Consider the following 19,010-nt stretch of genomic DNA (forward strand, 5'->3'; position numbering starts at 1 on the left):
AAACATGAACGTTTTCGTTCAGAAAGGAAAGACAATGAAAAAATCAATGATCACTATCGGCCTACTTATGGGTGGTTTTACAGCAACAGCAGCTTGGGCTATCGACAGCGTTGCCACTGCACCAGTACTGGGTCACCAGCCAACGGTAACGGCTCCTGTAGTAAATACGCCAGATATTCTATGGGCACCAGCACCTATCGAAGTTAAGTTTGATGCACCGACTCTTGAAGACCAAGACGATGATGCCATCACCAAGGTGACGTACTGGTTAGAAGACTCGAGTGGTACCGAATACGCAAAAGTAGTTGAAGCGGATATCAGCGAATTGGACGACGGTGTCATTACATTTTCAAACTTCAATGAGCTAAAAAACAAACAATTAAACCTAGTGTGGCAAGTTCATACTCAATACGGCTACCCGTCAACAACGCTTGTCTCTGATAAAGTAGAATCGAATGACTTCAACGTTGCTGCAGCAATGGCTCTCACCATCAGCGGTAATGCCGTAGTGGGTGAAACTCTGACGGTACACGCGGATGACGGTGCGGTTGTTGACCTGGCTAAAGCAGATGTGACGTTCACACTGACACCAAACGCAACAGACACAGCTGGCCTTTACTCGCAAAACGAAGCTGAAACGGCGCTTGGCAAGGCGCTGGTTGATGATGGTAACGATCTGACATTCGTATTACCGAAAGAGGCACAAGGTTACACGATCACTGCGTCTATGAACGAAGAACCAATTACGCGTGCTTCACTACGTTAATCCTTTGAGATTGCTTTAACCACTAACCAAGCGGGCTGTTTTCAGCCCGCTTTCTCTCGATAGGGGTACAACCATGATACGTCAATCCATCATCACTATTTTGGCTTTATGCTGTTCTTGGTCAGCGATGGCAGAATGCCCTGAAAACCAAGTTTGCTCTAACCACACGCCAGCCATTTCAGGCCACGGTTACCCAACTGATATGCCTGAATGGAATGTCGCACCGAGTGAGAACAACACCATCGGCACTGGCCCTATTTCCGTTCGTCCTATTCAAGATCTCGATCCCGATGGCGATGAGGTCATTGCTGATTCAAAAACCTACCAGTGGTGTAATGATCAGGGAGAGTGTTTTGCGAGTTCGCCAACTCTGACCATCAACCCATCGGACATTGATAAGGTGTTTGATAAAGGCGTGGGCTTTAAGCCTCTGACCGTGACATACAGCGGCAAGGTTGACAAGGGCTACCCAGAAGCAACGCGCACTTTTGAAAGTGAACCGTTACCTGTGGCACTCGAGTACCCACCAGATGGCACCAAAGGCATCTGTTACGAAGCACAAACTGTCGATTTTATGAACCTTGCGTACGACAATATTGATTTAAATCTATCCGGAAGCAGGCAATATCGGTTGAGCTTTCCGACGCTGGCGTTTGATTTTTTGCCAGGGGTGGTAGAAAAGGAAGAATTGGTAAGTGAGGCAACCGTCAAGTTCAGCCCATCGACTCCAAAATTTCAAGACAAAAAGCTCCCCGAAACGCTGGTTGTTAACTTCTCATACGATGGTAATAACCCGATACCGATTACGCTGACCAAGCAACCGATTCCCCCTAGTTTTGGGCTAGTGATATATCAAACGACAGACAGCAACTTGGCTTTGCCTTATCCCGAGGCAAACCCTGAAATCACCATCAGTAACCTTCAATTCCAATTTACGATGGCGGGCAGTGACCAAGACAGAAGAAAGAGTATGGTCAATTGCCAACAGTTTGATCGCTAACCATCGAGACATAACCCAATCAGTTGGTGATGCTTTTTCAACTAACGAGCACTGAGGGCAAATAGATGCTTGCCTTCAGTGACTACCACCAGCTGTTTTTATACCAATCAGCTGTGGATATTACTCTAGTGTGGGATGGCAGGTTTGTTCTCGCCTTTATATTCCACTGCCTCAGTACCTATAAAATCACGATTCAACGCGCTAGCTTCTATAGCTCCTAGAGCAGGCCGACTTGTGCCTTTTAACCTTTTTACCTTTTTACCTTTTTATTTAACCACCAAGAGACCAACAACCATGAAATTTTCTCCTATTTACGCGGCATTGCTCACCAGCTTAGCCAGCATTTCAGCAGCTAATGCTGCTCAACACTCTCAAAACATTGCGGAAGGCTATGGCGCAGCCAATATTGACCCTCACCGTCAGTGTTTAGATTTCAACCCACATGGTGCCAGTCAATTCTGTGTGGCTAATTTTAAACCGGAAGGGCTTACTCTAGAGCCAAATCAAAAGGTATTGATTACCACGCCGGTATCGTTCCCGCAGGGTGAGTGGTACCAAGAGCAAGCCCCAGCAATGGTGGTGATTCGTGGCTCTGATGCACATGATTCTATCTGTTCGAGCCTAGGGAATAGCCAGTGGTCTTGTGTGCTTCCTGAGTCTGATTTCTACAGCACGGGTATGGAAGTTGAGATGTGGGTGGCCGATGGCGTGCGCAGAATGTGGGGCGGTGAACTGACCGTCGATGATTTAGTGGAGCCGGTACCTATGGAGGCGTGTATTGACCGTGCAATTGCCTCGATTGAATTATGGAAACATCAGGGGTTTGATAGCTACCGTTATACCGCAGAAAAGCTGCACTTAGCGCTGGAAGGGCTACCGACCATCCCTTACCAAGACACCATCGATGAAAATGCTCTGATTCTGGACATTTTACACACCTGCGCGTTGCAAAGTGACTAGGTGCCTGCGCTTCTTAAGCCATAACACTGGCGATTCTTTCACTGAGTGAGCCCGCTTTCTACGAAGCGGGCTCACTTCTGCTAACTCATTGAATTAACAAGCTCTAAAAAAAGCTCATAAAACCTAAACTAACGGTAATTCACTGTATTTCACGCCAAATCAAGCACAAGCTTGGCCTGTCTTTAAAGGTTGCTTGCTTTTGGCTGTGACTTCCAACAACGGCCATTTGGCTGACCGTATTCAATGGCATTCGTTGCTAACGAGCTCGAAGCGGTTGAGGTTTTAAAGGCCTTTATCTCCATTTAAATACTGTTATTTTCAAACGAAGAGACTGAAATCTTAATGAAATTTTCTCCTATTTATGCGGCGCTGCTAACCAGCTTAGCCAGCATTTCAGTAGCCCATGCTGCTCAACACTCTCAGAACATTGCTAACGAATATGGCGCGGACAATATTGACCCTCACCTGAAGTGTTTAGATTTCAACCCACATGGTGCCAGTCCATATTGTGTGGCTAATTTTAAACCGGAAGGGCTTACTCTAGAGCCAAATCAAAAGGTCTTACTCACCACGCCGGTATCGTTCCCGCAGGGTGAGTGGTACCAAGAGCAAGCCCCATCTAAGGTGGTGATTCATGGTTCTGATAATCACAATTCTACTTGTTCGAGCTTAGGCAACAACCAGTGGTCTTGTTTGCTTCCTGAGTCTGGTTACCACAGCACCGGTGTTCAGATAGAACTGTGGGTGGCCGATGGCGTGCGCAGAATGTGGGGCGGCGACCTTATCATGGACGATTTGATCCCTGATGCGCCTGAAATTGAAAACGCATCCGCGACATTTGCACCGGCAAAAGGTGAAAACCTGACCCGAGACGGCAAAATGTGGCTAGCGACCCAAACGCCAATCAATGTCACGTTAGACTTTGATTTAGTTAATGGCAGCACAAACAGTTTTGCTAACCAACCTATTCGAGTGCTGCTGGAAAAAACGGTCGGTACTGGCGAAGACAACACCACAACAGAGTGGGTAACGCTATCAGGCCAAAGCCAAAGCATCAACAGTGGTCATAACACCATCACGGGTCAGGTTATTCCTTCGCAAGGTTGGGATTCAGCGGCGTTCTACAGTGTATCGCTGGGTTATAAGCTGAACGACAATGACACACCGGTTTCTTTTGTTGATCCGCAAGGCCGCACCACAATGACAGGCCAAGGCGCTTACTTGAGTGCATCGCCAATGCGTATTGTCGATTCTAACAACCCAGACAGTACCTGTGTGTTGACACAAAACACCCCGGAGTCGTGTGACTTTATTGCCAACGGTAGCGGTGTAAAACTGACGGGTCTTAATGTATGGCAAGATGATGACAATCGACAAAGCATCCAAGCGGGCACCCAAACTAAAACGTTACAAGGTGGCCACGTAACAAACGACGTCGCGTTCGATCTTCAAACCACAGGCAAACAGACGTTTACTTGGAACAACGTTTCTACGGTTGTGACGTACAACACTGATGCCAGCCAAATTGTGCTTGCCGATGCAGATGCAACGAACGATGTGTTTTACGGCAACGCATACATTAATGGCGCGGTAACAAATATTACCAACAAAGGCAGCCGTAATGGCAGCCGAGAAATCCGTGATACGGGGATTCAATTGTCATTGGATACACTGGATCACAGTGCCATTTCAGGTTTGGAAAGTGTAACTTGGACAGCCGAATACCCGTTAGTTGAGCTTGTGAAGGTGTATGTACCTGAACTACCTAGCTTAGCTGAAGAAGCATTGAAACTGGTCGAGCAGACAATCAATAGCACTATTTTGGCGAATGCTTCTGAGTTCTCTGAAGAGGGCCAATTCTACCTTGATGTTGCGACACTCAATGATTCTATCGCAGATGCTGCTGCGAATTTAGGCGGCGAATACGCAAAATATCTTCCTCGCTTTGCTAACGTAGTATTACCACTGGATCTCGTCGCACATTACCGTGTACAAGGGGTTGGTAAGGTGAAGTCAAAACGCTTCAATATTGCTATCGGTGATCGAGGTAAGCGTATTCTCAATTTCTCTAGCGACGGAAGCGTTCAATGTCTGACAAATACGTATGGTCAATTTTCTTTCAAAGACTGTGATACTTCTATGCCAGTTGGCGAAGATACCGATGGAAACGTACTGTTTAAGTTTCTGCCTGCTGCATTAGGTACCATAAACCACCCAACGAATGTTTTTCAAATTCGCTCGATGGATCCTATTGCAGCCCCTGATGATTGTTTAACAGTGAGAGGTAACAAAGTTACTAGTGAACGATGCAGTGTCGATAGTGGTAAATCTCAGTTGTTTTCTTTCCAAGCGCAATCTGATCAACACCTAGAAGAATCCATCATTGCTTCGGGAAATACGTCTGAGATGACGATTACTTCGGTTGAAGATGGACGTATTTTTGACCGAAGTGGTGGCGGTGTTGATTGGACAGTTAAAGATGAGCTTATCATCTATCCAAAAAATGGTGACAAAGGCACACCAAATCAATACATGTTTGTTTCTCGTTTCGGTATTCAGAATGAAGCGAACCGACCACAAACTGTGCCAGTAGATTTAACCATGAGATGCCAAACGGGTGGTTCATTTTTTAATTACTGGAGCCGTATCCAGCTGACGGCGACCAACAACTCAGATTACGACGCGTATGTTCGTGTTAACTGGAATGAGCGTTGGGAACTGGTTCGCGCGGGCACAACCAGAATGGTCGATAACCGCTTAATGAATATGCCGGTCGCTTTCGACCAAGTGTATCGTTTCTTCCCAGAGTTTAACCCACACAATGCATTCTTCTCTTTGCCAGCGAATGAAACGAAGTGTGAAGCGGGAATGGGCCGACCAAATCTTGATTTCACTGAGACGAAGAAAGGTTACAACGCTTGGACAGTCGCTCCTGAATAATAGTTTGTAAGCATATGGAGCAAGGTGACAAACCTTGCTCCTTTTTTGATTTTTACGAATAACACTGATTCTCTATTTTTGAGTAAACCGATGAAAAATACATTATCAATCTCGATTGCAAGCGCCGTTCTAGCGTTAAGCAACCAAGCCATTGCAGCACCAAGCGTGGATATTGAAGGGGCGACACTACAAGGCCTAGCGCATTCGCCGGTGGGCTATTCATCACAAGTCGATGCGTTTATGGGCGTAAAATATGCTTCAGCAGAACGCTTTCAGGCCCCCAAGCTTAGTCACTTTGAAGCTGGCGTTCATTATGATGTGACTTCTGCAGGGGATATCTGCCCGCAAATACCTCACACAATGGAAGCGAACGGCGTAGTACAAGAAACACAAAGTGAAGACTGTTTAAATGCGAACGTTTGGCGCCCATCTGGGGTTGAGCTAGGCGAAAAGCTGCCCGTTTATGTGTTCATTCATGGCGGTGCATTTGAGCTAGGCTCTAGTACAGTTAAGCAGTTTGATGGCGCGAAGCTTGTTGCTAAAAATGCAGATGAGGGCAACCCCTTTATTCTAGTTAGCATGAATTACCGTTTGGGTATTCTTGGTAGCTACTACAGTGAACAACACTCTGGTAACTACGGTATCCAAGACCAGAAGGCGGCGTTGCAGTGGATTCATGCCAATATTGATAGTTTTGGTGGCGATGCCGACAACATTACTTTGTTTGGTGAAAGTGCAGGTGCGATGTCGATTGGCATCCAATTAATGGATGAGCAACAAAACTCTCACCTATACCAACGTGCCATCATGGAAAGTAATCCATATGGCGTTAAGTACAAAGATGCCGAGTCAGCGAAATGGGTAGCGGGTATTGTTCAAGATAAGCTTGGAAAGGACAAAGACATTACTAGCGTGCCTTTTGAAGAGATCGTGGATGTTCAAGTTCAAATGAAAGCTGTAGCAACGCAGCTGAATAGCTTGACTAGTATTACCCCTAAAACAGCGGGTCTGTTATCTTGGGCACCCTATGTCGATGGAGAGACTGTCCCGTATCAGCCGAGTGAACTAAAATCGATAAATGGTGTTGATGTGACTCTGGGTTTCAACCAAGATGAGTCGAATATCTTTGTTGCGCCGTTTGATGCGCTTCTTGATTTACCAGGCAGTTATAACTCACTGATTGATCTATTTTTCGGTGCAGATAAGGGCTCTAAGCTGCGTAATATCCCGGAGTTCAAATTAAGCTTCTGGAATAGCACCGCAGCAAAGCGTAAAACCAATGCCCGCAAACTAATGAATCAAGTGCTGTTTGCTTGTTCATCTCAACAGGTTGCGCAAAACTTGGCTGCAGGTGGTTCGAATGCGGCGCTGTACCAGTTCAACTATCAACCTGATTTTAGCCTGTGGCCTGACTACTACGTAGAGAGCTTTGCCAAAACGTGTAAGCCATCGGAGAGTTCATGTCATGGTGCAGAGCTTTCTTTTATTTTCGGTAATGAGGTGAATGCAGTCTCTGGACCTGCTGAATTTTCTAATAAGGATAAGTCTGTTAAAGATGACCTTATGTCACAGTGGTTACAAAACTCTACGTTCACACCATACGCTTTAGAAAAAGACAATGTGACGGTCTTTAACACTAACGGTGAGTTTGTTACGGAAAATGATTGGGACAACACGCTTAATGCCAGCTTATGTGAACAAGTAAACCAAGTGATGGTTTTTTAGTCATATTACACAAGGATAAACCAAAAGCCTGATCACTATTATTCTAAATTATTTGTTAGTTAAATGGTGAGGTATCAATCAAAAAGCCACAGTTTATGTATAAAACTGTGGCTTTTTTATTTTCTTGGTAAATCAAATAAATTTCAGGTCAAATAGTAAACGTTTTTCCTCTATTTTTGCGTAGTGATATGGGGTAATTAAATCCTTTCTAGGATTCATTTCAATTCTGATTGGGCGACTGTGTTTATCAAGTTGCTTACTAGGTATAATTGATGTGTGATTACAATCGATGTGATTTTATGAATCTAAATGCTTTAATGAGGTTTTTCTATCAATGAATGTAGAATTTGATAGTGGGAAAAATAAAATAACTTATCGAGAAAAGGAATTACTGCTCAATAATAACGAGTTTAAATTAGCTATTCTTTTATTGGAAAAGCAAGGAGAAATGGTCGAAAAGTCGACCATATTAGATACAGTTTGGAAGAACAAGGTGGTGACTGAGGGGTCGATAAAACGAAGTATTTCGCTTTTGAGAAAGGCCTTTTATGATCTAGAGGCGAACGTTGAAATTACGGCATTCCGTGGTGTTGGTTACAGCATAAGCACTAAACTGAATGTGTTTATCGATAACGCACTGATAAGCCTGGACTCAGAAGAGCCAGAAATTGAAAAGAGCGAGCCCTTATATCAGGAGATTACAAGCAAGATATCAACCAAGGCAAAACCTATTTTAACGCTCTTTATTAGCTTAAATCTTGCTGTTGGTGGTTATTTTTTGTACCAGGATTATGCTTACTCAGGTTTATCCCAGATCTCACCATATATGAAAGATTCGTTTATATCATCAGATTACCATTTAAAGGTCTTGGAGAGTCAGGCTGGTAATAATATCAACCTGATCACTTTAAGGGATCATACTGCGCCTAAGCTATTATTGAACCTTATTAGTCAACTGAATACCGATATGACGCTATTTTATCAAGTTGAAGGTAAGAAGGTTTACTTCGCCTATGCGTTAGAAGATGTATCGCAAAACTCTTATGCTAATAACTATATAATCTCAGTTCACTCTCAAAATGAAAAAATTAAAAATATCCTTGAAAAATTTTAATAAGTATCACTTTTTCTTTCTGTTAAGTTTAGTTTTTATGCTTTTTTCTTTTATTAGGCATTATACGCATCAGAATCGTCACAACTTAAGCTTTGTCTACAACTATAAACAGTACGTTGAAAGAAAGAACGGGCTCAAACTCAAGACATTAAGCTCGACCAACTTTACTGATGAGCACTTTTCCATCATGTCTTACTCTTTTTCGAATAGCGGCGATGGGGTGTTATTTACTTCTGAAGCGCAAGTGGTCGAGAGACACAAAAATGTTTTCGAGTACTGTTTATATGATTCTGAGGTAGAGGACTTTACCGAACATAAAACCGACCCTCATTTTGAAGAGCTGTTTTTCACGGCATCTGACATCGTAATGAAAACGCGAACCCGAGATGTGAGTCGTAGTGCCGTGAATTACTTTAGCCAACACATCGTACTTATCAAAGGGGGAATATTTGAGTTCCCAACGTTGGTATCGCGTTCTCGCAGTCAACAATACGTGCCAATAACCTGATGAAACAATAGCTGCCCGTTAATGCCTGTAATCAAAGCACGAGTAAAACAGTAAATGTCCAAGATGTGCTGTTTCGTATCAACCACCTCACTTACCTCGTAATACGCGATTAAGCTCTGCTAACGACTATTCACCAATCCTACACCACCTTGTTGAGCTTTTTAGTGTCATACCTTAGTCTAAATTGTCGACAATCTTCTTGATTGTCGACAATTTGATCGTGTATTTTATATTCATGTTATGAGATTGTTGACAATTAAGGTCGGCAATAAGAAGTGGGCAGCGTGAATATGAATACCGCGATCAAAGATCTTACCTTAAGTGCCAACACCAAAACGCGAGTTGGAGACAAAGAAAATACCAAGTCAGAAAGCCTGACGGAGTATTTGGTTGAAGCGATAGTCAACGGTGAGTTAGCTCCGGGTAGCAAGATCTCGGAACCAGAGTTAGCTAAACGCTTTGAGGTCAGTCGTGGTCCTTTGCGTGAAGCGATTATGCGTGTCGAAGGGCTCGGGCTCATCGAGCGAATTCCACATGTTGGCGCCCGAGTGATTACTTTTTCTGCTGACAAGTTACTTGAGCTTTACGCGGTTCGAGAGGCTCTAGAAGGCATGGCTGCAAGGCTAGCAGCAAGACACATTACACAAGATGAGCTTATCGGGCTTGAAGGATTATTGTCGACACATTCCCAACATATCGATGAAGTCGAGGGTTCTTCCTACTTTCATCAACACGGCGATTTCGACTTCCATTATCGAATCATTAAAGCCAGCCGTAACAGCAAACTCATTTCTTTATTGTGTGATGAGCTTTACCACTTACTGCGAATGTATCGCTATCAATCGCCACGAGCACAGTCTCGGCCAAAAGAGGCGCTTGATGAACATAAATATATCCTACAAGCAATTCGTAACCGTGATGAAGAGCTAGCAGAAATGCTGATGCGACGACATATCTCTGGTAGCCGACTGCTTATCGAGCAACAAATTCAATCCAAAGATATGGATTAAAAAACTGACAAATAAACATTTAACAGGGAGCGTCATTATGAAGTTATCAGCAGGAGCGAAGTTCCGCCAAGCTGTGCAAGACAATGATCCACTTCAGATCGTCGGTACGGTGAATCCGTATTGCGCAATGATGGCAAAGAACTTGGGTCATCAGGCTATCTACTTGTCTGGTGGAGGTATCGCCAATGCGTCTTACGGTTTACCTGATCTGGGTATTACCACATTGAACGATGTGTTGGTGGATGTGGAACGCATTACCAACGCGTGTGATTTACCTTTGCTGGTGGATATCGATACGGGATTTGGTGGAGCGTTCAATATCGCACGAACTATTCGAGCGATGGAAAAAGCGGGCGCTGCTGCTATTCATATGGAAGATCAAGTGGCACAGAAACGCTGTGGTCATCGACCAAACAAAGCGATTGTTAGCCAACAGGAAATGGTCGATCGAGTAAAAGCGGCAACCGATGCAAGAACTGATGAGAGCTTTGTGATCATGGCTCGAACCGATGCTCTGGCGGTTGAAGGGATAGATAGTGCAATTGAACGTGCGATTGCGTGTGTCGAAGCGGGTGCGGACATGATTTTCCCCGAAGCGATGAATCAGCTCGACCAATACGTGAAGTTCTCGGCGGCGCTGAAATCAGCAACAGGTAAGCATGTGCCAATCTTGGCTAACATTACCGAGTTTGGACAAACCCCACTCTACAACTGCAAAGAACTGGCGCAATCTCATGTCGACATGGTGCTTTATCCACTCAGTGCATTCCGCGCGATGAACAAAGCGGCAGAGAATGTTTACAAACACTTGTTAGTTGAAGGCAATCAAGAAGCGCTGTTGGATTCAATGCAAACTCGTAAAGAGCTTTACGAACACCTCAACTACCACGACTACGAGAACAAGCTGGATCAATTGTTTTCGAGTGAAGAATAAAACCAGTTTCAAATATTAAAACATCAACTTAATCCAATAACGTGAATGGTTAGTCAGCCACATCGGGTCCGTGAAATCGAGTGAGATAGTTGCGGTTACTGAATATAAATAGTCAGCACCAAAGAGTGCAGGGCGGCTAACCCAGAGAAGGAGTTCATCATGTCTGTATCTTTGAGTGATAAAGCAACTGTCGATAATGTTTCAGCGGTAAACCAACAAGCAAGTGCAGCACCAGCGATTGGTGGTGCTGGCCTACGAGGGCAAAGCGCGGGCTCGACGGCGCTATGTACGGTTGGCAAGTCAGGAACGGGTTTAACTTACCGTGGCTATGACATAACCGACCTTGCGAATCATGCTCAATTTGAAGAAGTAGCACACCTGCTACTAAGAGGTCATCTACCTAGTGAAAAAGAGTTAGACGACTACAAAACATTGTTGATTGGTTTACGTGGCTTGCCTCAACCGTTGAAAGCCGCTTTAGAGCTTATCCCTGCAGACGCTCACCCTATGGATGTGATGAGAACAGGCTGCTCAATGTTGGGTAACTTAGAGCAAGAATCTGACTTCTCTGAGCAGCTATCAGCAACAGAACGTATGCTTGCACTTTTCCCTGCCATTATCTGCTATTGGTATCGCTTCAGTCACGATGGTGTGCGAATTGATACACAGGATCAAAGCGAATCATGTTTAGGTGGCTACTTCTTGAAGATGCTAACGGACAAAGCGCCGAGTGAACTGCATAAGAAGGTCATGCACTGTTCGCTAACGCTTTATGCCGAGCATGAATTTAATGCTTCTACCTTTGCAGCTCGGGTTTGTGCATCAACACTGTCGGATATTCATTCGTGTGTAACTGCAGCGATAGGCACATTAAGAGGCCCTCTACATGGCGGTGCGAATGAAGCGGCAATGGAAATGATCCAAGACTGGAAAACCGCCGATGAAGCTGAAGTGAACATCATGAAGATGCTTGCTAACAAAGACAAAATCATGGGCTTCGGTCATGCCATTTATCGCGAGAGTGACCCACGCAACGCGCTAATTAAACGTTGGTCAAAAGAGCTAGCACAAGAAGTTGGCGACGAGCAGCTTTACGCGGTATCTGAACGCGTTGAAGCGGTAATGAAGCGTGAAAAAGGCCTGTTTTGTAATGCGGATTTCTTCCATGCTTCTGCTTATCACTTCATGGATATTCCTACCAAACTATTTACGCCTATCTTTGTGATGAGTCGCCTTACCGGTTGGACGGCGCATGTGTTTGAGCAAAGAGAAAACAACCGCATCATTCGTCCAAGTGCAGACTACACCGGGCCAGAGCATCAAGACTGGCTCCCTATTCATTTACGTTAATCCTTCTGTCTCAAGGTGGCTCATATATCGAGTCGTCCTTGAGAACCAATGAATAGAATTTTAGATAATGGTGGATGTATGTCTGATGTGAAAATTGAGAAAACCCCGAGCCTTGATCAAAATATAGGCGTTGAAAATAGCCAATACAGAAAGGCTCTACCGGGAACTGGCTTGGAATATTTCGACGCCCGTGAAGCGGTAGACGCGATATCTCCGGGCAGCTATAAAACCTTGCCTTATACGTCGAGAGTGCTGGCGGAGCAATTGGTAAGACGCTGCGATCCTGAAACCCTAGAAGACAGCTTAAAACAGATCATAGAACGTAAGAGCGACTTAGACTTTCCTTGGTATCCAGCGCGTGTCGTGTGTCATGACATTCTGGGTCAGACCGCTTTGGTTGATTTAGCGGGCTTACGAGATGCGATTGCTGACCAAGGTGGGGATCCAGCCAAAGTAAACCCTGTGGTCGAAACTCAACTGATTGTGGATCACTCTTTAGCTGTCGAGCATGCAGGATTTGATAGCGAAGCTTTTGATAAAAACCGTGCAATAGAGGAGCGCCGAAACGAAGATCGTTTTCATTTCATTGAATGGTGTAAAACGGCATTTAAAAACGTCAGTGTTATTCCCGCGGGTAACGGAATTATGCACCAGATTAACTTGGAGAAAATGTCTCCGGTTATTCAATCTAAACAAGGTATTGCGTTCCCAGATACCTGTGTTGGTACCGATAGTCACACTCCTCACGTTGATGCGCTGGGCGTTATTGCGATTGGTGTCGGTGGTTTGGAAGCCGAGACGGTAATGCTCGGTCGTCCGTCAATGATGCGTTTGCCAGATATTGTGGGCGTTAAACTGACTGGTCAGAGACAAGAAGGCATTACCGCAACCGATATTGTGCTTGCTATTACTGAGTTTCTTCGCAATGAAAGAGTGGTTTCAAGCTACTTGGAATTCTTCGGTGAAGGTGCTCGTGCACTGACCATTGGTGATCGTGCGACTATCTCAAACATGACACCTGAATACGGCGCGACGGCAGGTATGTTCTATATCGATGAGCAGACCATTCAATACCTTAAATTGACAGGTCGTGATCCTGAGCAAGTAGAGTTAGTTGAGCTTTACGCAAAGCAAACCGGACTCTGGGCGGATGATTTTGATTCGGCTCAATATGAGCGTGTATTGGAGTTTGATTTGTCGAAAGTTGAGCGAAACCTCGCAGGACCTTCGAACCCACATCGCCGTTTACCAACCAGTGAGCTTGCTCAGCAGGGTATCAGCCAAGCTTCTTGGAAAGCGCAACACGCGGAACAATATAGCGAAGAGCAAATGCCAGATGGCGCGGTTATTATCGCGGCGATTACCTCTTGCACCAATACCAGTAACCCAAGAAACGTAGTGGCGGCAGGGCTAGTGGCAAAAAAAGCGAATCAACTTGGTCTGGTTCGTAAGCCTTGGGTGAAAACGTCATTTGCTCCAGGATCTAAGGTTGCCAAGCTCTATTTAGAGTCGGCAGGTTTACTTCCAGAACTGGAACAGTTGGGTTTCGGCATTGTCGGCTATGCATGTACGACGTGTAACGGTATGAGTGGAGCGTTGGACCCTCAAATTCAACAAGAGATCATTGAGCGCGACCTCTATTCCACTGCGGTGTTATCGGGCAATCGAAATTTTGATGGTCGAATCCATCCTTATGCAAAACAAGCCTTTCTAGCCTCACCGCCATTGGTGGTTGCTTATGCCTTAGCGGGTACGATTCGCTTTGATATCGAGAAAGACAGCTTAGGCACTGACAACAATGGTAAACCAATCTATTTAAGTGACTTGTGGCCGAGTGATGCGGAGATCGATGCGGTTGTGGGGGAGCATGTTAAGCCTCAGCAATTCCAACAAATCTACGTGAAAATGTTCCAGCCGGATGGGGAACAGGTAACGACTGAACCGCTTTATGACTGGCGACCTCAAAGTACCTATATTCGTAGACCGCCTTATTGGGAAGGGGCTCTCGCAGGTGAACGAAGCCTATCTGGCATGAGGCCTTTAGCCATTTTAGGTGACAACATCACTACGGATCACCTATCGCCATCAAATGCGATTCTTGCATCAAGTGCGGCAGGTGAGTATCTCGCAAAAATGGACGTTCCAGAAGAAGACTTTAACTCTTACGCGACACATCGTGGCGATCATTTAACCGCGCAACGAGCAACATTCGCCAACCCAAAACTGTTTAACGAAATGGTGAAGGACGCTGGAGAAGTCGTGCAAGGTTCATTAGCCCGAGTTGAGCCCGAAGGGCAGGTTACCCGAATGTGGGAAGCGATAGAAACCTACATGAACCGTAAACAACCTTTGATTGTTGTGGCTGGCGCAGACTATGGACAAGGTTCATCACGCGACTGGGCGGCTAAAGGCGTCCGATTAGCGGGTGTTGAAGTGATTGTTGCTGAAGGTTTTGAGCGAATCCACAGAACTAACTTAGTGGGTATGGGCGTTTTGCCTTTGCAATTCAAAGCGGGAATCAATCGCAACACCTTAGAGTTGGATGGGACCGAACTGTACGACGTGTATGGCGACATCCAGGCGGGTTCTGATTTGGCTTTAGTGATCACTCGTAAAAGCGGAGAAAAACTTGATGTGCCAGTGACCTGTAGATTGGATACGGCAGACGAAGTAAGTGTGTATAGCGCTGGTGGCGTATTACAACGCTTTGCCAAAGACTTTCTCGCGCAATAGGAGCCTGTGATGAACATTAAACAGATAAAAGTCCCAGCAACTTATATGCGTGGAGGAACCAGCAAAGGTGTTTTCTTCTGCTTGAATGACTTACCCGAAGCGGCGCAAGTTGCGGGGCCTGCGAGAGACGAGTTTCTTCTACGTGTGATTGGCAGCCCAGATCCTTATGGTAAGCAAACTGATGGTATGGGCGGTGCGACCTCCAGTACCAGTAAAACCGTCATCGTGTCGAAGAGTGATAAAACCGATCACGATGTTGACTACCTCTTTGGTCAAGTAGCAATAGACAAGCCATTTGTCGATTGGAGCGGTAACTGCGGTAATTTGTCTGCGGCGATTGGTCCATTCGCCATTCATACTGGATTAGTTGATTCAAGCCGTATTCCTGAAAACGGTGTGGTCGAAGTGCGAGTATGGCAAGTCAATATCGAGAAAACCATTATTGTTCATGTGCCTATCGTGGACGGTGAAGTTCAAGAGTTGGGGGATTTTGAACTTGATGGTGTGACTTTCCCCGCCGCAGAAATTCAGGTCGATTTTCTCGATCCAGCTGACGCGAGTGGGTCGATGTTTCCGACAGGAAATGTGGTCGATTTCTTAGATGTCCCGGAGTTAGGTTGCATCAAAGCGACTTACATCAATGCTGGGATACCGACCATTTTTGTTGATGCTGAATCGGTCGGATATCAAGGCACTGAGCTTCAATCAGATATCAATAGTGATCCAAACGCCTTGGCATTGTTTGAGTCTATCCGAGCTCATGGCGCAGTCGCGATGGGGCTTATTGAGTCGTTAGAACAAGCTGAATCACGCCAACACACTCCGAAGGTTGCGTTTGTTGCTAAGCCTCAAGACTATCAAGCTTCAAGTGGCAAGTCAGTTACTGTGGATGAGACAGACCTGCTGGTACGCGCTCTGTCTATGGGGCAATTGCATCACGCCATGATGGGCACAGCTGCGGTTGCGATTGCTTCAGCTGCGAGTGTTCCGGGCACGCTAGTGAATTTAGCGGCGGGAGGAGGCTCTCGTGACTTTGTGACTTTTGGGCACCCATCAGGAACATTGAAGGTAGGTGCTAAAGCGCTAGAGACAGAAAGCGGATGGAAAATTGAGAGGGCGATTATGAGTCGTAGTGCCCGAGTGATCATGGAAGGTGCCATTCGTGTGCCTTTTCCCAAGTAAAGCGATTTGCGTGTTCGGTTAAATGTTCCGAACACAACGCTGAGAAAAGAGCGCAATCAAGTGCTACTGCCAAAGGGCAGGCGCTTGGAAAATGGATGAATCATGGAGGTGGCACTATGTCTGCTACAAATCGAATGACTAGAGAAACGGATTACATCACCGAGTATCAATGGGCGAGGGAAGATCCCAATTCGTTCTGGGAAACACAATCACAAGCCATTGATTGGTTTGAGTCTCCAAAAATAATATTACAAACGGACGATAACGGTATTGAACGTTGGTTTCCTGATGGGGTGATGAATACTTGCTGGTTGGCTTTGGATTATCATTGTGAAAATGGCCGTGGTGACAATACCGCGTTAATTTACGACTCTCCGGTTACCGGATCTCAATCCTCGTACACTTACAATCAATTGCGAAACCAAGTGGCTAAAGTCGCTGGGATGTTAGCCACGCAAGGCGTTACCAAAGGTGATCGTGTGGTGATCTACATGCCAATGATTCCTGAAGCGGCAATGGCAATGTTGGCTTGTGCTCGACTGGGAGCGGTTCACTCGGTTGTGTTTGGCGGATTCGCTCCTCATGAGCTTGCCGTTCGAATTGAGGATGCCGAGCCGAAGGTGTTGATTACTGCATCTTGTGGTGTTGAGATTAACAAGGTGCTGCCATATAAACCGATGGTCGATCGCGCAATCATGGACAGCCGCTGGAAGCCTGAAAAAGTGGTGGTATTCCAAAGAGAGCAGTCACTAGCCGAATTGAACAACGAACGCGATGTACTCTGGCAACAAGCCGTTGAGGATGCCTTGCCACATGTGTGTGTACCTGTTCTTGCAACAGACCCACTATATATACTGTATACCTCTGGAACGACAGGCAAACCAAAAGGGGTTGTACGTGATAATGGTGGTCATGCGGTTGCGTTGAAATACTCGATGAGCACTATCTACGATATGCCGCAAGACGGTGTGTTTTGGGCTGCTTCTGATGTCGGTTGGGTCGTTGGGCATTCCTATATTGTGTATGCGCCATTGATTCATGGTTGTACGACCATTTTGTTTGAAGGCAAGCCAGTACGAACGCCAGATCCCGGCGCATTTTGGCGCGTGTGTGAAGAATACAAAGTCGATGTATTGTTTTCTGCGCCAACCGCATTTCGAGCGATAAAGAAAGAAGATCCCGCAGGTGAGTTACTTAGCAAGTATGACTTATCATCACTCAAGTCGATTTTCATGGCAGGAGAGCGTTTAGACCCACCAACGTTGGACTGGGTTGAATCTCAGACGAATAAACCAGTTATCGACCATTGGTGGCAAACTGAGACTGGTTGGGCTATCTCAGCTAATCCTACAGGACTTGAGTCTTTGCCTGTGAAGGCGGGTTCTTCAACTAAACCTGTGCCGGGTTATCAAGTGGAGATCCTCAATGAGTTGGGTGAGCCTGCACAAGCTAACCAACAAGGTTTCGTGGCATTAAAACGACCACTTCCACCTGGTTGCTTACCGACGGTATGGCGCAACCACGATAGGTTTGAATCGGGTTATTTAAGCCAATTCCCAGGGTACTACGTCTCGGGAGATGGCGGTTACCTTGATGAAGATGGTTACCTATTTATTATGGGCCGAATTGATGATGTGATAAATGTCGCGGGGCACCGTTTGTCTACTGGTGAAATGGAAGAAATTGTTGGTGGCCACCCTGCCATTGCTGAATGTGCTGTGGTTGGTATTTACGATGAACTAAAAGGTCAGCTTCCTCTCGGATTAGTTGTTCTTAAAGATGGAGTGAAAGTGGATGGAGAAGACCTTCAAGCTGAGTTAGTGGGTAAGGTTCGAAATGAGATTGGTGCTGTCGCCTGCTTCAAGCAAGCCTTAGTAGTCGAGAGATTGCCTAAGACGCGTTCTGGTAAAATCTTACGAAGAACCATACGTCAAATTGCAGAAGGTGAACAATACGTAGTACCTTCGACGATTGATGACCCAACAAGTTTAACTGAGATCGCACAAAAGCTCGGAAAATAGGGCGAGGTTTATTTGATACAGGTTAATAGGCGATCCGATGGGATCGCCTTTTTTGTGTCTGGGGAGAGAACCCTGGCTCACAAAGCACTTAGTATTTCGTTATGCATAAATTGGGTTATACATAGCAGGCCATTATGTTTTATCTAAACTTGCGTTTATTTATCTTGTTCGTTCGTCTGCTTAATATAGCGTCAATCCAAACGAAGAACGAAGCGAGACTCCTATGACATTCACTAAACCTTTTCTTTTAGCGACACTGATTGTGACTCTTTCTGGCTGTGCATCACCGGCAATGGATAACGAAAATGAGAATGCTGCACGAAATCGTGGTGCGGTAGGCGGTGCGTTACTAGGAGCGACAGCGGGTGCACTTACTGGAGATGCAAGCTTGGCCGTTAAAGGTGCTGCGTTGGGTGGTGTTACTGGTGGTGTCGCGGGTTCAATGAAGGATACGGATGATGCGAGAAATGCTCAGCGAACTCAAGTGACTGCTGATGGCTTGTCGCAAGATAACCGCACTGATGCGGAGAAACGAGTCGCTGAAGTCGAAGCGGAAATTAAGTTGATTGAATTGGAACAGCAGCTTGCTGAGCTTAAGGAAGGCAAAGAGGAGAAAAAAGGCGACGGCGCATAACGCTCGACTCTTGCGCAATAGGTTTAACAACCATCCCATCTCAACGCGAATGACCACGACAACGTGGTCATTTTTGTATCTAAAATACACGGTTCAAACAACGAATTAATTCAATCACTTGTATAGCTAGTGA

At 45.6% G+C, this 19,010-nt stretch carries 14 protein-coding genes; all 14 read left to right on the top strand.

Going from position 1 to position 19,010, the window contains the following annotated elements; translation table 11 throughout:
- Positions 1-34 precede the first annotated feature (34 nt).
- The 14 genes from F0232_RS23855 (at position 35) to F0232_RS23920 (ending at position 18,877) form a co-directional block, all read left to right on the top strand.
- Positions 35-766 (top strand): hypothetical protein, encoded by a 732-nt coding sequence (locus F0232_RS23855; protein ID WP_105057207.1) that lies wholly within the window; start codon positions 35-37, stop codon positions 764-766.
- A gap of 73 nt (positions 767-839) precedes the next feature.
- Positions 840-1,766: a hypothetical protein gene (locus tag F0232_RS23860; protein WP_105057206.1), complete on the top strand. Its 927-nt coding sequence runs from the start codon at positions 840-842 to the stop codon at positions 1,764-1,766.
- A 294-nt stretch (positions 1,767-2,060) separates the two neighbouring features.
- Entirely contained in the window at positions 2,061-2,726 is a 666-nt protein-coding gene (locus F0232_RS23865; RefSeq protein ID WP_253821987.1) for a hypothetical protein, read from the top strand.
- A 342-nt stretch (positions 2,727-3,068) separates the two neighbouring features.
- Positions 3,069-5,666, top strand: coding sequence for a hypothetical protein (locus F0232_RS23870; RefSeq protein ID WP_105057205.1), 2,598 nt, complete (start codon positions 3,069-3,071; stop codon positions 5,664-5,666).
- A 90-nt stretch (positions 5,667-5,756) separates the two neighbouring features.
- Entirely contained in the window at positions 5,757-7,391 is a 1,635-nt protein-coding gene (locus tag F0232_RS23875) for a carboxylesterase family protein (protein ID WP_105057847.1), read from the top strand.
- 334 nt (positions 7,392-7,725) lie between these two features.
- On the top strand, positions 7,726-8,505 hold the full coding sequence (locus F0232_RS23880; protein ID WP_061033478.1) for a winged helix-turn-helix domain-containing protein: 780 nt from the start codon (positions 7,726-7,728) through the stop codon (positions 8,503-8,505).
- A 187-nt stretch (positions 8,506-8,692) separates the two neighbouring features.
- A complete protein-coding gene (locus F0232_RS23885) occupies positions 8,693-9,013 on the top strand; it encodes a hypothetical protein (RefSeq protein ID WP_239936268.1) in 321 nt (106 codons plus the stop codon).
- A gap of 290 nt (positions 9,014-9,303) precedes the next feature.
- Positions 9,304-10,023: a GntR family transcriptional regulator gene (locus F0232_RS23890; RefSeq protein ID WP_105057204.1), complete on the top strand. Its 720-nt coding sequence runs from the start codon at positions 9,304-9,306 to the stop codon at positions 10,021-10,023.
- A gap of 37 nt (positions 10,024-10,060) precedes the next feature.
- The gene (prpB, locus tag F0232_RS23895) at positions 10,061-10,957 is read left to right on the top strand and encodes a methylisocitrate lyase (protein WP_061033476.1); all 897 of its coding nucleotides are present in this window, start codon (positions 10,061-10,063) and stop codon (positions 10,955-10,957) included.
- A 159-nt stretch (positions 10,958-11,116) separates the two neighbouring features.
- Positions 11,117-12,307 carry a 2-methylcitrate synthase gene (gene prpC, locus F0232_RS23900; RefSeq protein ID WP_105057203.1) on the top strand — a complete coding sequence of 397 codons (1,191 nt, stop codon included), beginning with the start codon at positions 11,117-11,119 and terminating at the stop codon, positions 12,305-12,307.
- A 78-nt stretch (positions 12,308-12,385) separates the two neighbouring features.
- The gene (gene acnD / locus F0232_RS23905) at positions 12,386-15,040 is read left to right on the top strand and encodes a Fe/S-dependent 2-methylisocitrate dehydratase AcnD (protein ID WP_105057202.1); all 2,655 of its coding nucleotides are present in this window, start codon (positions 12,386-12,388) and stop codon (positions 15,038-15,040) included.
- A 9-nt stretch (positions 15,041-15,049) separates the two neighbouring features.
- Positions 15,050-16,222 (top strand): 2-methylaconitate cis-trans isomerase PrpF, encoded by a 1,173-nt coding sequence (prpF, locus tag F0232_RS23910; RefSeq protein WP_105057201.1) that lies wholly within the window; start codon positions 15,050-15,052, stop codon positions 16,220-16,222.
- Between the two features lie 116 nt (positions 16,223-16,338).
- Positions 16,339-18,243: a propionyl-CoA synthetase gene (locus F0232_RS23915; protein ID WP_105057200.1), complete on the top strand. Its 1,905-nt coding sequence runs from the start codon at positions 16,339-16,341 to the stop codon at positions 18,241-18,243.
- 223 nt (positions 18,244-18,466) lie between these two features.
- Positions 18,467-18,877: a glycine zipper domain-containing protein gene (locus tag F0232_RS23920; protein WP_105057199.1), complete on the top strand. Its 411-nt coding sequence runs from the start codon at positions 18,467-18,469 to the stop codon at positions 18,875-18,877.
- Positions 18,878-19,010: the final 133 nt, after the last annotated feature.

It is taken from the genome of Vibrio sp. T3Y01 (assembly GCF_013114525.1).
Taxonomy (GTDB): domain Bacteria; phylum Pseudomonadota; class Gammaproteobacteria; order Enterobacterales; family Vibrionaceae; genus Vibrio; species Vibrio chagasii_B.